The organism is Flavobacterium sp. B114r (assembly GCF_056824125.1).
On sequence record NZ_CP124858.1, the window covers coordinates 2,597,026 to 2,612,874 of the forward strand.

11 protein-coding genes are annotated in these 15,849 nt (G+C 33.8%); 4 read left to right on the top strand and 7 right to left on the bottom strand.

All coding sequences use genetic code 11. The features are described 5' to 3' along the window. Window positions 1-30: 30 nt before the first annotated feature. A complete protein-coding gene (locus tag QLQ94_RS11100) occupies window positions 31-408 on the bottom strand; it encodes a DoxX family membrane protein (RefSeq protein WP_482499774.1) in 378 nt (125 codons plus the stop codon). A 402-nt stretch (window positions 409-810) separates the two neighbouring features. Here QLQ94_RS11100 and QLQ94_RS11105 point away from each other — a divergent pair, with 402 nt between their 5' ends. The 3 genes from QLQ94_RS11105 (at window position 811) to QLQ94_RS11115 (ending at window position 5,863) form a co-directional block, all read left to right on the top strand. Then, window positions 811-2,097, top strand: a complete 1,287-nt coding sequence (locus QLQ94_RS11105; RefSeq protein WP_271335484.1) for an anthranilate synthase component I family protein — start codon at window positions 811-813, stop codon at window positions 2,095-2,097. A gap of 356 nt (window positions 2,098-2,453) precedes the next feature. Beyond that, on the top strand, window positions 2,454-3,767 hold the full coding sequence (tilS, locus tag QLQ94_RS11110) for a tRNA lysidine(34) synthetase TilS (RefSeq protein ID WP_271335482.1): 1,314 nt from the start codon (window positions 2,454-2,456) through the stop codon (window positions 3,765-3,767). Further along, on the top strand, window positions 3,764-5,863 hold the full coding sequence (locus tag QLQ94_RS11115; protein WP_427401888.1) for a protein-disulfide reductase DsbD family protein: 2,100 nt from the start codon (window positions 3,764-3,766) through the stop codon (window positions 5,861-5,863). Before tilS ends, QLQ94_RS11115 begins: the two co-directional genes overlap by 4 nt. 379 nt (window positions 5,864-6,242) lie before the next feature. Here QLQ94_RS11115 and QLQ94_RS11120 read toward each other — a convergent pair whose 3' ends face one another. The 3 genes from QLQ94_RS11120 to QLQ94_RS11130 form a co-directional block, all read right to left on the bottom strand. Continuing rightward, window positions 6,243-7,559, bottom strand: a complete 1,317-nt coding sequence (locus QLQ94_RS11120; RefSeq protein ID WP_271335479.1) for an ammonium transporter — start codon at window positions 7,557-7,559, stop codon at window positions 6,243-6,245. A 339-nt stretch (window positions 7,560-7,898) separates the two neighbouring features. Next, window positions 7,899-9,206, bottom strand: coding sequence for an amidohydrolase family protein (locus QLQ94_RS11125; protein WP_271335478.1), 1,308 nt, complete (start codon window positions 9,204-9,206; stop codon window positions 7,899-7,901). Between the two features lie 40 nt (window positions 9,207-9,246). Further along, window positions 9,247-12,243 (bottom strand): amidohydrolase family protein, encoded by a 2,997-nt coding sequence (locus tag QLQ94_RS11130; protein ID WP_271335477.1) that lies wholly within the window; start codon window positions 12,241-12,243, stop codon window positions 9,247-9,249. Between the two features lie 129 nt (window positions 12,244-12,372). On the opposite strand from QLQ94_RS11130, the gene QLQ94_RS11135 reads away from it, so the two are divergent. After that, window positions 12,373-13,350, top strand: coding sequence for a Gfo/Idh/MocA family protein (locus QLQ94_RS11135; RefSeq protein WP_271335476.1), 978 nt, complete (start codon window positions 12,373-12,375; stop codon window positions 13,348-13,350). A 13-nt stretch (window positions 13,351-13,363) separates the two neighbouring features. Here QLQ94_RS11135 and QLQ94_RS11140 read toward each other — a convergent pair whose 3' ends face one another. From QLQ94_RS11140 to QLQ94_RS11150, 3 genes are all read right to left on the bottom strand, one after another. Continuing rightward, a complete protein-coding gene (locus QLQ94_RS11140; RefSeq protein ID WP_427401891.1) occupies window positions 13,364-14,059 on the bottom strand; it encodes a DUF1963 domain-containing protein in 696 nt (231 codons plus the stop codon). A gap of 134 nt (window positions 14,060-14,193) precedes the next feature. Further along, a complete protein-coding gene (locus QLQ94_RS11145) occupies window positions 14,194-15,267 on the bottom strand; it encodes an alanine/ornithine racemase family PLP-dependent enzyme (RefSeq protein ID WP_271335474.1) in 1,074 nt (357 codons plus the stop codon). A gap of 36 nt (window positions 15,268-15,303) precedes the next feature. Further along, window positions 15,304-15,738, bottom strand: coding sequence for a GNAT family N-acetyltransferase (locus tag QLQ94_RS11150; protein ID WP_427401892.1), 435 nt, complete (start codon window positions 15,736-15,738; stop codon window positions 15,304-15,306). Between the last annotated feature and the right edge of the window lie 111 nt (window positions 15,739-15,849).

Sequence of the window (15,849 nt, forward strand, 5' to 3'; positions counted from 1 at the left end):
CGGGCTTCCGTATTTTTAAGTACAAATAAGTTATCTCGTAAAAACAGTTTTATAATTATCCCAATATCTGTAAATCAAAAATAAATTAGCAAGAAAGAGCAATGCCGCAATTGGCAAACCTTCAGGAGTCAGAAAATAATTGATAAACAAGATATTTACCGTTATCGGTAAGATCAAAATATTAGCTAACGTTACGTAGCGGCCAGTTACAAAAGCAATTCCGCAAAGCCATTCGATTGATTTCGCTAAAGGCATTAAATAAGTAGAGGCCAGTAAACCAGTATTAAAAGCTTTAAAGTCATCATTTGTAGCTGGTTCTGCAGGCATCAAATGAAAGAAAAAACTAATAGAGGCAAAAAGAAATAAAAGGCCAATTAAAACGCGGACAATAATAGTAGCAATTTTCATAATACTTAGGATTTTTAGATACGTTAAAAAAGTATAATTATTTTTTGAAAAGTGATATAATCTAAATCCTCAATTGAAATGGTATTTGATTTTTAAGGCTTTTTTATTGAGAATTTTACAATCTATTCAACCTATTTTAGGATTAATACAATGCTATATCAAATATAACGAATTTTTACTTACTAAATTGCTGTTTTTTAACACTTTTGCTATTTCTTTATGTATTTCTTGTAAAGGATAAATCCACCTGCGCCAATCAAAATAAAGGGCCATAAATTAATAAGAAATACAAAGATGGATTCAGGAAAATACGGCGACTTTTAGGCAATTAATAATTTTTGACTATTCTTTTATCGAGGGATTTTTTTTGTCGTAATTTTGGAATCTAAAATTTATTTATTTTTGAGAGTTTCCATTCATAAACATATTGCAAATCCAGAGCACTTGAAGCAACAACTATTAAGCTGGTCGCAACAATTTCGCGAAGTAGTTTTTTTAGACAGCAATTCGTATCCGCAAGAATATTCCAGTTTTGATTGTATGTTAGCTGTAGATGCTTTTACTTCGTTAAAAACTGATTTCCATAATGCCTTCGACGATTTAAAACAATATCAGCAAACGACTAAAGACTGGCTTTTTGGTTATCTTTCTTATGATTTGAAGAATAATGTCGAAGAGTTAAAATCAAGTAATTTTGATGGATTAGATTTTCCTGATTTGTTTTTCTTTCAGCCAAAAAAAATAATGGTATTGAAAGGAAATCAGCTGGAAATTAAATATTTATTCCTTTGCGATGATGAGGTCGAAGATGATTTTGATGAGATTGTTCAAAATGAATTTAATACTTTCGAAACACTGAGTAAAGTCGATGTACAGCAAAGAATTTCGAAAGAATCGTATGTCGAAAAAGTAAGCGCAATGCTCAGACATATTCATAAAGGAGATATGTATGAAGCCAATTTTTGCATGGAGTTTTTTGCAGAAAATGCAATCATAAATCCGCTGGAGAAATTTCAAAAATTAAATGCAATTTCACAAGCCCCGTTTTCTGCATTTTTTAAAAATAATAAACAATTTTTGCTTTCAGCGTCTCCGGAACGTTATCTGAAAAAAGTAGGAGAGACTCTGATTTCACAACCCATAAAAGGAACATCAAAGCGGTTTTCTGACCCAATTGAAGATGAAAAATCAAAACAATTTTTAGCATCAGATTCGAAAGAACGCGCTGAAAATATTATGATTACAGACCTGGTTCGGAATGATTTGTCTCACACCGCACAAAAAGGTTCTGTAGAAGTGGTTGAGCTTTGCAAAATCTATTCGTTTTTGCAGGTACATCAAATGATTTCTACGATAACTTCAAAGTTAGATCCTCAATATTCGCCTATTGATGTTTTAAAAACAACTTTTCCAATGGGTAGCATGACAGGAGCACCGAAGATTTCGGTAATGAAAATTATCGAAAATCTCGAAGAAACTAAACGCGGTTTATACAGCGGAGCTATTGGCTATTTTACACCCGAAGGCGATTTTGATTTTAATGTCGTAATCAGAAGTATTTTGTACAATCAGGAAAATAAATACGTTTCGTTTTCAGTAGGGAGCGCCATTACAGCACAATCAATCCCTGAAAAAGAATACGAAGAATGTTTGCTGAAGGCTAAGGCGATGCATGAAGTTTTGCAGTAAGTTTTTTAAAAAAAAAGTTAGCCACGAATTACACTAATTAGCGCGAATTTTTTATTAGCTTAATGTAATTTAATTAGTGAAAATTTGTGCAATTCGTAGCGAAAAAGTATAGCCACAGATTAAAGGATTATAATGATTTTGTTTCACGCAGATTCTGCAGATTTAAGCAGATTTGAAAAGATTTTTATTAAAACTGATTTGCGTGAATCTGCTGAAATCTTTTTTAATCTGCGTTAAAAAATAATTCGTGCAATTCATGGCAAAAAAAATAGAGCAATAGTAAAATTAGTGGCAAAAAATACACGCTTAACATTTCATTTAAAAATAGAACGAATTTAATTTTTTACATTTATCAAATGTTTTCAAAATTTCAAAATCATATCGTTTCAAGGTTTCCATTTTTGGAAGATAAAAAACTATTTCTGGCCGTTAGCGGAGGTTTAGACAGTATGGTCCTATTGCATTTAATAAAGCAATTGCCGTATGAAATTGCCGTCTTGCATTGCAATTTTCAACTGCGCGGATTAGAAAGTTTTGGTGATCAAAGTTTTATTCAGGATTATTGTGATCAGAATAATATTTCTGTATTTATTACTCAATTTGATACTGAAGCTTTTGCGAAAGATTATAAATTGTCGACACAAGTTGCAGCACGTGAATTACGTTATAGTTGGTTTTATGAACTTTTAGAAACCGAAAATTTCGATTATATCTTAACTGCACATCATGCTGACGATAATCTCGAAACTTTTATCATTAACTTAACCCGTGGAACAGGATTGGAAGGATTGATAGGGATTCCGGAAGAGAACGATCGGATTATTCGTCCGTTATTGCCATTTTCCAGAGATGAAATCCTGAAATATGCTGAAGAGAATGGTATTGAGTGGCGAGAAGACAGCAGTAATGCGTCGAATAAATATCTTAGAAATAAGATTCGTCATGATTTGGTTCCAATGCTGAAAGAAATCAATCCTAACTTTTTGAATGCTTTTCAGAAAACACAATCGTATTTGCAGGAATCGCAGGTAATGGTCGAAGATGCTTCGATTATGATTTACCAGCAAGTAGCTAAAGAAGAAGGGGATGATATTCATTTCGACTTGAAGCAGCTTAAAAAATTACCCAATTATAAATCGTATTTGTACCAATGGCTGAATGAATTTGGTTTTTTGGCATGGAACGATATTTATGATTTGGTCGACGGACAATCAGGTAAACAAGTGCTTTCATCTGAATTTCGCTTATTAAAAAATAGAAATACTTTGATTTTAAGCCCAATTTCTGAAATGTCAGAAAAGGAAGAATTTGAAATTACTGCAAACGATAAAGAAGTTAATTTTCCCTTAAAATTAAAGCTTTGTAACGTAAGTCACATAGCAATAGATGCAAATAAAGCTATATTTGTCGACGCTGAAAAAATCCAATTTCCCTTGATTTTACGTAAATGGAAGGAGGGGGATGTTTTTTATCCTTTTGGAATGGAGGGGAAGTCTAAAAAAGTGAGTAAACTTTTTAAAGATGAAAAATTATCCCTGATCGAAAAAGAAAAAATATGGATTCTGTGTTCTGATAATCAGATTGTATGGGTTATTGGAATCAGACAGGACGATCGTTTTAGAATTGAAAATGCCACAAATCGAATACTTAAAATAGAATTAGAATCATGAACTTTAATCAACATCATCAAGCAATAATGTCAAAAAATATCTGGAATAAAACTATTGTGTTTTTCTTGTTTTTTTTGTTCGCTTTTTCAAAAGGTAATGCTCAAATCCTGGAGCCGGTAAAATGGACTTCAAAAATTGAAAAGAAAGAAGGTAATAATGCTGTTTTAATTTTCGACGGAACGATTGAAAAAGACTGGCATATGTATTCGCAATTTACACCTGATGGTGGACCGCTTGCGTTAGAAATTACATTTCAAAATCAAAAAGGAAATTATAATTTAGTTGGAAAAGCTAAAGAAGGAAAAACAAGAACCGCTTTTAATGATGTTTTTGGGGTTAATGAAACTTTTTTTGAAGGTAAGGCACATATCGAACAGGAAATTACTATTATCAATCCTAATTTAAAAACGGTTGATGTTGAATTTGATTTTCAGGTTTGTAAAGAAGTTTGTATCAATTCAAATAAAAAGTTCTCAATTGCTATTCCATCAACTTTTAAAATGGATGCGGTTGCTGCCGTAACTGAATCGAAATTAGACGAAACAAAAGTTCCGGCTTTAGTTGTGGATACAGCAAAAACTGTCGTAAATAATGCTAAAACTGAAACAGGAAAAGCAGCAGTTACTGAAACTCCTGCAAAAGAAGATATGCCTGAGCAGGCTCCTGCAAGAAGTTTATGGACGATCTTTTTTATCGCTTTTATTTCAGGATTTGCAGCGTTGTTAACACCTTGCGTTTTCCCGATGATCCCAATGACGGTAAGTTTCTTCACGAAACAAAGTAAAAGCAGGGCAAAAGGAATTCGTAATGCTGTAATTTACGGTTTCTCTATTATTGCTATTTATGTTATTTTAGGATTAATTGTTACTAAAATATTTGGTGCAGATGCATTGAATGCGTTGTCTACAGATGTTTGGTTTAACTTGATCTTCTTTGTGATATTGATCATTTTTGCAACTTCATTTTTGGGTGCCTTCGAAATTATGCTTCCAAATTCATGGGGAAATAAAGTAGATCAGCAAGCTGACAGAGGCGGAATAATCGGAATATTGTTCATGGCTTTGGCTTTGGCAATTGTGTCATTCTCTTGTACAGGACCAATCGTTGGGACTTTATTGGTTGAAGCTGCTTCAAACGGTGGAATTGCTCCGGTTGTTGGAATGTTAGGATTTTCGTTAGCATTAGCATTGCCTTTTATGTTGTTTGCTATGTTTCCGGGCTGGTTGAATTCGCTGCCAAAATCAGGAGGATGGCTGAATACTGTCAAAGTAGTTTTAGGGTTCCTGGAATTGGCTTTAGCATTTAAATTTTTATCAAATGCTGATTTAGTTTTACAATTGCATTTATTAGAGAGAGAAGTTTTCCTAGCAATCTGGATCGCCATTTTTGGAGCATTGACGTTGTACTTATTCGGGAAAATTTCATTGCCGCATGATAGTCCGTTACAGCATATTTCTGTAGGCAGATTGTATTTAGGATTACTTACTCTTGTGTTTACAGTATATTTAATTCCGGGACTTTGGGGAGCACCATTGAAGTTAATTAGTGCTTTTCCGCCACCGCCACAATATAGCGAAAGCCCGTTTGGAGTAGGAGGTTCGTCTAATTCAAATGTTAGTGCAGAATCTATAAAAGGTTTTCCTGACGGAGCAGAACTAGGTCCTCATGGTATTATGGTTTTTCATGATTACGAAGATGGTGTTGCCTATGCAAAATCAATCAACAAACCAATTATGCTTGATTTTACAGGTTATGCTTGTGTGAATTGCAGAAAAATGGAAAACAACGTTTGGTCTGAACCAATGATATTGCCAATCTTAAAAAATGATGTTGTTCTGATTTCTCTTTATGTAGATGATAAACGTGAGTTGCCAGAAGAGCAACAATTTGTAACAGCTGCAGGAGATAAAATCATAACGGTTGGTGATAAATGGACTGATTTTATGATTTCAAAATATAAAACCAATACACAGCCTTTGTATATCATAACAGATTTAGAAGGAAATAATTTAAACAGTTCAAAACCTACTATTAGTTATGTAAATGCTGAAGAATACTTACATTGGCTAAAAGAAGGAATTGGGAATTTTAAGTAGAGAATAAAGAGAATAGAATAAAGATTATAGATGAGAGAGATTGTCGAATTGATAGAATAGAATAAGGGCAATCTAACAAGAAAATATAGAGAATAAATTTAGAATTTGCATTCTCAAATTACAATAATAAGGTTGAAATTAATTCAAAGTAAAAAGCACTTTAGGTAATAACTTAAAGTGCTTTTTTATTTGGTTTACCCACAGCCTAAAATTTAGAAAAAATCTTTCGTCTAAATCTACTCTCTTGACTCTTTGTTCTTGACTCTTTACTCTTTACTCTATATTCTCTTCCCTCTTAAAATCTTCAAAGCAAAAAGCACTCTAAGTCAGACTCAGAGTGCTTTTTTAATTTTGGTTTATTTGGTTTTGGTTTGTTTTTTTATAAAAATTCTCCGTGTTGAGAAATGTCAAGACCTAATTCTTCTTTTTCTTCAGTAACTCTTAGTGGTGTAATTTTATTTACAACGAAGAATAGGATATATGAACCTACAAAAGCGAAGATAGAAACGATGATCATGGCAGTTAATTGGTTGATGAATAAAGTTGGACTTCCGAAAATCAAACCTTGATTATCTCCAACAGCCGGGTTGATTGCTTTAGAAGCAAAAACACCAGTTAATAACATTCCTACCATACCACCAACACCGTGACAGGCAAAAACATCAAGAGCATCATCAATTTTTCCTTTAGGGAATTTGCTCACTACAAGATTACTTACGATGGCAGAAAAAGCGCCTATAAATATTGCATGCGGAATGCTAACGAAGCCTGCGGCAGGTGTAATAGCAACAAGGCCTACCACAGCTCCGATACATGCACCAAGTGCAGATAATTTGTGTCCAATTATTTTATCAAGGAAAACCCATGCCATTGCAGCAGCGGCAGCAGCAACAGTTGTAGTTCCTAAAGCCTGAACGGCTAATCCGTTTGCTCCAAGTGCAGAACCTGCATTGAAACCAAACCATCCAAACCATAGTAAACCTGTACCTAGTAATACATAAGTAATTCTGGCAGGATTCACTTTCTGGATTTTTCTTTTTCCTAAGAAGATCGCTCCGGCTAACGCAGCCCAACCAGCACTCATGTGTACCACAGTTCCTCCGGCGAAGTCTAATACTCCCATTTTAAAGAAAACTCCATCAGGATGCCACGTCATGTGTGCCAAAGGAGCATATATAAGTAAGATAAATAAAACCATGAATAATAAATAAGCCCAGAAACGTACACGCTCTGCAAATGCACCAGTGATTAATGCAGGTGTAATGATGGCAAACTTAGCCTGAAATAATGCGAATAACATAAACGGAATAGTTGGGGCAAGACTCCATGCGGTATTAGTACCAACACCCTGAAAAAACAAGTTAGAAGTTGGATCTCCAATGATGCCTCCAATAGTAGGGCCAAATGCTAATCCAAAAGCAACAACAACCCATAAAATAGTTACAATTACCATTGCCATAAAACTTTGCAGCATAGTACTGATAACATTTTTCTTACCTACCATTCCTCCGTAGAAAAATCCTAGTCCTGGTGTCATAAGCAATACAAATGCAGTTGCTACGATCATCCAAGCTGTATCTCCTGTATCAAACTTAACAGCTTCTGCCGGAATAGGGTTATCTGTTAAGATAAAATTCGATATAAAGGTTAGTACCAAAATAGTGATAAGAATCACACTTAAAATAATTTTTCGCATAGTTATTTAGTTTTAAATTTTTTATAAAAGTATAAAATCAATCGACATCCCTATAAAAAATAGGGGCTAATGCTTAATTTTTGTTAATTTTAAAATTTAACCCCCTGTATTTTGCGTGTATTTGTTAAAAAGAACTTAAAATTTGTAATTTGTCAATCTAAAATTCGAAATATTTGCCTTTTTGGAGCTGTGTTAACAAAAAGCAGAGATAATATTTTATGTTTTAAGAGTAATTATGGTTGAATTGTTGCTTAAAAGAATAAAACGTTACCAATTTTAAATAAAAAAGGCATCAGATGATTTCTCAAATGATGCCTTTTTTATAAAAAGAGTTTTTAACTATTTCTGATTGTATTTTGCTTTGAATTTATCGCTCAGCTTGGTTTGGAAAGTCTCTAAATTAATTGTTCTTCCCTGAATAAAAGCTGATGTTAATTTGTTTGTTCGCATATCCAGCGCATCACCTTCAGAGATAAAGAGTGTGGCATCTTTACCGGTTTCTAATGTACCGCAGGTCGCATCTATTCCTAGCAATTTTGCTGTATTAGAAGTAATAAGCTGTAAAGCTTTTTCTTTGTCTAAGCCAAAAGCGGCACAAGTTCCTGCTAAAAAAGGCAGGTTTCTTACACTCATACGTTCGTGATCCCCACTGTTTTCAAGACCAACCACAATACCTTTATCAGTAAGTATTTTTGCCATTTTATAAGGCAGGTTTACATCTTCGTCATCACTGGTTGGCATATCATGAACACGTCTTAGTAAAACACCCACATTGTATTTTTGCAAAACATCAGCTGATTTATAAGCTTCAAATCCTCCTACAATCACAATCTTTTTGATCTGGTTATCAACTGCTAATTGTATGGCGTCTACAATTTGTTTTTCCTCATCTGCGTGTACATAAAGCGTTTGGGTACCATCAAAAAGTCCTTTTGTAGCTTCCAGGACAATGTTTCTGTCTTTTGAAGCAGTTTGGTTGTAAGCCTTTGCATTGACTAAAAAAGCAGTTATTTCCTCAACTTGTTTAGGATATTCTTTATTAGCTTCAATTATTCCAGGTTCAAACCAGGATCCCGATCTTTTAAAATTAGATGGAAAATTAAGATGAATTCCGTCATTCTCTTTTATAATGGCATCTTCCCAACTCCAGGCATCGAGCTGAACCACTGAGGATGTTCCTGAGATGCGACCACCACGAGGTGTTATCTGAGCAATTAAAACACCATTTGGACGAACTGTTTCTACTACTTTCGATTCAGAATTGTATGCAATAATACTTCTTACATTCGGATTAAAACTTCCTATTTCTTCCTCGTCATTTGATGATTTTACAGCATCAATTTCTACCAGACCTAATGTTGCGTTAGGAACAATAAATCCGGGATAAACGTGTTTTCCGCTGGCATCTATAGTCGTATCATATGCATTGGCGGCAAGTCTGATTGTTGTTGCATCAGCTACCAGAGTAATTTTTCCGTCTTTAAAACCAATCGCACTATTCTGAATCACCGTTCCGTTGCCTAAATGGGCTGTGGCATTTAAAATCAAAATGGATTTGGTTTGTTTTGGTGCCGGTATTTGTTGCGCTTTTATTTGCAGCGAAGCACAAAAAGCGATCAACATTATATATATGTTTTTATGTATCATATTATCTGTTTTTATCTTTACGAATTTTCTAAAGCCGTTATTATTGTTCTAAAGTATCACAGTGGTATTCTGTTTTCTCTTTTCTGGTAGGCTGTTGCATGCTCATTCCCTTGTTTTTTTCCTGCAACATTTGTCCAATTAGTACACTTCTTTCTTTAGAAATAGACAATTGTTTTTCAGCATCTTTTTCAATGTCAAAATAAACCACACCATCAATAATTGTTTTTTCGGCTTTAGCATAAATAGACAAAGGATTATCGCTCCATAGGACAACGTCAGCATCTTTGCCCACTTTAAGACTTCCTACTTTATCATCAATATGCAATAATTTAGCAGGATTCAGGGTTACAAATTTCCAGGCATCTTCTTCAGAAATATTTCCGTATTTGACCGCTTTTGCAGCTTCCTGATTCAATCTTCTTGACATTTCTGCATCATCAGAATTATAGGCAACTATTAATCCTTCGTTGTGCATGATTGGTCCGTTGAACGGGATTGCGTCATTTACTTCAAACTTATAAGCCCACCAATCAGAGAAGGTCGAAGCACCAGCTCCGTGTTCTTTCATTTTGTCAGCAACCTTATAACCTTCAAGAATGTGGGTGAAAGTGTTTACTCTAAAATTAAATTTTTCAGTAACATTCATCAACATCAAAATCTCTGATTCTACATAAGAGTGGCAGGTAATAAAACGCTCTTTATTGATAATTTCAGCAATAGTTTGTAATTCTAAGTCAACTCTTGGCGCTTTTCCTTTTTTTGAATTTGCATTGAATTTTTTCCAGCTTTCATCATACTCTTTTGCACGCTGAAAATAATCGGTAAAAACTTGTTCAACTCCCATTCTGGTTTGCGGAAAACGAGTAGGATTATCAATTCCCCAATTGGCTTGTTTTACATTTTCTCCTAAAGCAAATTTGATAAACTTAGGTTGGTTTTTGTATAACATTTCGTCTGGAGACGAACCCCATTTCCATTTTACAATCGCAGAACGGCCACCAATAGGGTTGGCAGATCCGTGTAATAACTGAGAAATGGTTACACCACCGGCAAGATCTCTGTAGATATTAATGTCTTCAGAGTTTACTACATCCTGAATGGTAACTTCGGCAGTTGAGTTATGTCCCATTTCATTAACCCCTTTTGATATAGCGATATGGGAATGTTCATCAATAATTCCGCTTGTGATATGTTTGCCTTTTGCATCAATAACAGTAGCAGTTGCATCCGAAAGGTTTTTACCAACGGCAGCAATTTTTCCGTTTTTAATTAAAACATCTGTTTCAGTCAAAACACCTTCTTTTTCATTTGTCCAAACCGTAGCATTTTTGAATAGTAAAGTCTGAGCCGTCAATTTTTTAGTATCACCAAAAGCAATGTTAGGGTATGTTGTAGGAATAACAGGATTTGGTTTATCTGCTTTGACAGTATCTTTAACAGCAACAAATGCACTGGTTTTTAAAGCTGTCCAAACCAATTCATCTCCGTTTGATAATACTGCTTTTCCGGATAAACTTTCCGGTTTTTCGATAAATCCTGTTAAACGGCTATAATTAGATTTAATAGTATCTGCAGGTTTAATCAAGAGTGAAATCCAATTTTTAGAAACTGAAAAAGTAGTTTTTAATTTTTTGGCATCAGCAGTAGTAATTTCAGATTTTGGTGCATCGACAGTTCCGTCAATTTTCCATTTATAAGTGTCTTTTCCAACAGTTAAGTTATAGTTTCCACGAATATCTTTTGCATTAATATCGTTCACCACATATTTGCTTCCCTGAACCCAGTTTTCGTATAAAACTGTTTTCTCATCGAAGATTTCTCCTGAAGTAATGACAAAATTGGCATAACTGCCCGTTTTTAAACTTCCAATTTCGTTGCTTTTCCCTAGAATCGCTGCCGGAATTGTAGTCAAAGCTTCTAGAGCTTTTGTTTTGTTAAAACCATATTTAATGGCTTTCAGTAAGTTAGGTTTAAAATCTTCTGTCTTTTTTAACTTGTCCGTTGTCAGGGCAAAAACAATTCCGTTCTCTGATAGCACTTTTAAGTTGGTAGGTGCCTGATTCCAGAAACGCATATCAGTCAATTCGATCTGGTTTGATAAATACGGATTTGAGACATCGTATGCTTCCGGGAAACTGATCGGAATAATATATTTAGCATTTGTACTTTTAATTTCTTCGATTCTTTCAAACTCATTTCCACTGCCTTTCAGAATATAGTTCAAGCCAAATTCTTTGGCGATTTTTGCAGCTCTTAAACTATTCAGTTTGTCTTCGGAGGCAAAAATCTGAATTAGTTTTTCATTGTTTGCCAGTGCTTCTAATGATAAATCTTTAGTTTCAGAATTTCCTTTTTTGTACCAATCCAGATCCAGATACATTTGGCGTAACAATGCCATCATACCCATTAATGAGCTTGGATAAGCCTGTTTTGTCAAGGCGCTTTTTGTAAATGCAAAGTGGTTGGTGATTTTATTGGCAATAATTTGTTTACTGTTTTCAGTATTGTTTAATGCGACTAAAATTCCGGTTCCCTGTGCAATTCCGTCAGGAATATGAGTACCTACAACACCAAAACCTGCTTTTAGCAATTCTTCGGCTTTAGGTTGATCGTATTTAAAAGTCTCATAAGTGTTTACTTCCGGTTTCACACTTTCGTTCCAGTAATATCCCACTCTTTTCGTATCGTATAATGGGTTACGATCACGCCCGCGAGAGAGGTTACTTTTTGGTTTTTCAACTCCAAAACTAGTATAAATATCAATAAATGAAGGATAGATTGTTTTTCCTTCAAGATCGATAATAATGCTATTTTTAGGAATAGCCACAGTATTACCAACCGAAACGACTTTACCATCCTGAATCAGTAAAGTTCCTTTTTCGATTTTTTGGGTTGGAGTAACATAAATAGTGGCATTCATAAAAACAGTATAATTTTTGTTTTTATTCTGCACACTTTCATTAACAGGGAAATAGTCTTGAGCATACGTTTTTGTTAAAAAAACGCTCAAAAAGAGTAGGAGTAGGGCTTTTTTCATAGTGTATCTGCAATTTTGTTGCTAAAAATATGAAATATATGTTGTTTAAAATTGATTTTTTTAAATGTTTTTTCTTTATTTAGATAATAATTTAATTAAACGCCTGATAAGTAGCGTTTATAGAAACGTATGAAAAATAACAATAAAATAAAATGGGGAGTTATTGGCTTAGGAAATATTGCAAATCAATTTGCTGCAGATTTATTACTACTAAACGATGCAACGCTATTTGCGGTTGCTTCCAGAAATAGAGATAATGCGATTGACTTTGCTGAAAAGTACAATTGCCCAAAAGTTTATGATTCTTATGAGGCACTTTGTAAGGATGATGAAATTGATATTATTTACATCGCAACGCCGCATAATTCGCATGCCGAATTATCGATCAAGGCATTAGAAAATGGTAAACATGTCTTATGCGAAAAACCAATTGCATTGTCTTATAAAGATGCCATTCGAATGACTGAAGCTTCAGTAAAGTACAATAAATTTTTTATGGAAGCTTTCTGGACCCGCTTTATTCCGTCGGTTCAGGAAGTTCTAACAAAAGTAAATGAAGGAATAATTGGTGATATAAAAAGCGTGAATGCTGACTTTGCTTTTTATGCTGATGAAAAGAATGGAGGAAGACTTTTTGATAAGGATCTTGGCGGAGGAGCACTTTTTGATATTGGCGTTTATCCTTTATTTCTCGCCTATATATTTCTGGGAATTCCTAAAGAAATAATTGCAAAATCTATTCTTCATAAAAACGGAATCGATCTTCAGACTTCAATGATTTTGCAATATGAAAATGCTCAGGCCGTTTTGCAGGCTTCTATAATTTCAGAATCTGATATGAAAGCAACAATAAGTGGAACAGAAGGCTATATTAAACTTAATTCTCCGTGGTTTGTAGCTGACGGATATTCTGTATTTAGAGACCAAAAGGAAACCAATTACAGTTTGCCTAATCTAGGAAAAGGATATACGTACGAAATTCTAGAATGTCATCATTGTATTAGAAACAGTCAAATCGAAAGTGAGTTTTGGTCGCAGCAAAATAGTTTGGATTTGAGTAAGATGGTGGAGGATATAAAAAAACAAATTGGATTAAGTTTTTCTTAATCCGATTTAGATTTTAATAAAAATCACAATAATAAACCCAATCTTCAGTCGTTTTGTTTTTTGCTAAATAAATATTTCCACCGTCAACGATATTTAAATTCGCTTTTTCATCAGAAGCAATCTGAAAAACAAATTCAAAATCATCTCCAAAATCAATTCCGGATTGGCAATATGTTGCATAGCCACCAATTTTGTGACCATAATTGTTTTCGATAATATCGTAATAAGAATCAATAATTCCTGAATCCTCAAGTTGATTAATATTATTGGATATATCATTTGGTATTTCAGGGTCTTCCCAAACCGGATAATCTTTTTCAATTAGTGTATTGGATAACGGAAAAGGTTTTATAAATGAAGCATCATTTTTTAAATCCTTAATTACAATATTATCTAAGTTTTTATATTCACGCAGAACCCAATTATTTTCATTAGGCGTTAAGTCCATCGGGAATTTTTTAGAAATAAAAACGGTAATAATCTTAGATTGTTCTAAAATTTCAGGCACAAAAGGTAATTGATTAAGACACAATTGAAACAGAGGAAGCATCAATTCACCATCATTATCCAAAGGAATTTCTTCATTTTCGTGATATAAATAGACTCTTCCAATCCAACTTTCAGTAAATGAATTTGTTGGTTTAAGACCTCCTGTTGTAAATTGAGTTGCTTTTTTTGCAAGTGCTGATTTTATTTGCGCTTCATTCATCGTATTAGTTTATAAAACTAGAATTAAAAATAGATTTAATAGTTATAATAATAACGTTATAAATTTATCCTTTTTCATGATTAGATATGGGCAATCGTAAATGAATAGATTTTTATACTTAAAATACTGATTTTCTACTCTATATTTTTTTCGATATAATTCGAATTTAATAAATACAAGGCGCCCATATATTTAATATTGAAAGAAACTAAATCGCCCACTTTGTATTTTTGGGTTGAACTCGTAATGTCAATTACCAACATATCAGAGCTGGCATCTACAATTGTGATTTCTTCATCGACAGCTTCTAAATATTGAGGTTGCATGTCGAGTAAGCCAATATCTAGAATAGCTCTTAAAGAAGTTCCGCTAAAATCCTCGGTATCCTGCATAGAAAAAGTATTTCCGGCTACATTTTCGCCTAGTTCTCCTATTGGGATATCCGGTTTTTCGGTTATTTCAATGACTTCTGCAAAAAGTTTAAAGACGTCATTGCGCATGCCTTTAATTGTTTCTCCTGTAAACAAATCTTTTCCAAAAAATAAAGCTTCACCAATTCTAAAGTGGTTTACAGCCATTGGTCGGGCATTTTTTAGAAGTAACGGGATTGCAACAGAAGTTCCGCCGGAAACCCACGGAATTGTAATATTGAATTTAGCTTCGATAAGTTGTTTATACAAGCTCAATTGTATCAGTTTATCCTGTGTTGGCATAACCCCGCTTAAACAATTTAAGTTTGTACCAATTCCACGAATCTCAATATTAGGCATACTAATAACAGTGCCGTAAAATTCGATTAAATCTTCGCCCATCACGCCTTCACGTAAATCTCCCATTTCGATCATAATGATGATTTTATGGATCTTGTTTTGCTTTTTTGCCTCTTCAGATAACATTTGAATCGTGTACAATTCAGTATTAAAACTGACATCGGCATATTTTACAATATTGACAATACTTCGCTTAGCAGGCGGTTTTATATAGACAGTTTGAATAGTGGGATCAAGCGATTTTATCTTTTTTAGATTACTCACACGCGAATCATGAATTTCTTTGACTCCCAGCGAGATAATTTCTTTTAAGTACAGTTTGTTACCGCATAAAAGTTTCGATACAACTCCCCATTGAATGTTTTTTGATTCGAAAAGTGAATTCAGAAAAGTATAGTTTTCTTTTAATTTTTTTCGATATAATTTTATAAATGCCATTAGGCTTTGTTTTTTATTGAATTAATTAATTTGCGTTTATTTAATCAGACGCATTTCAAGATACTTATTAGTAAAACCCAGTTTTTCATAAAGCTTTTTAGCAGGATTGTCCGGTTCTACGTGAAGAGCAATGTTTCCTTCGGCGACAGAAATGGCTTTTTCCATAAGTTTTTTTCCATAACCTTTTCCTCTTTCAGCATTGTCGACAGCTATATAAACCAGGATGTTTTCCGGAATATAATCTTTCATTCCCGTATTATTCAGAATTACGACTCCAACAATTTTTTGGTTGTCCAGACCAATGACAATATTGCCGCCTTTGTCAGGATTCATTGCATAAGCAATAGATTTTAGTATGTCTTGGGTAGTGTCTCCATATTGTTCTAAATGCGTATGTAAAAAAGCAGCAATTATTTCAGGTGTATAGATAGCGTCGTATCCAATAGTTGGATTAAGTAATTTAAATTCCATGTTTTAAATTTTAGATTATTTAGGCTGATAGAAAATTTTCAGCAGATGTAAAAGATGCAAAGTCAATTGCAGGTAAGATTCTTAGAATTAAGAAATCGAAATTATCGATAG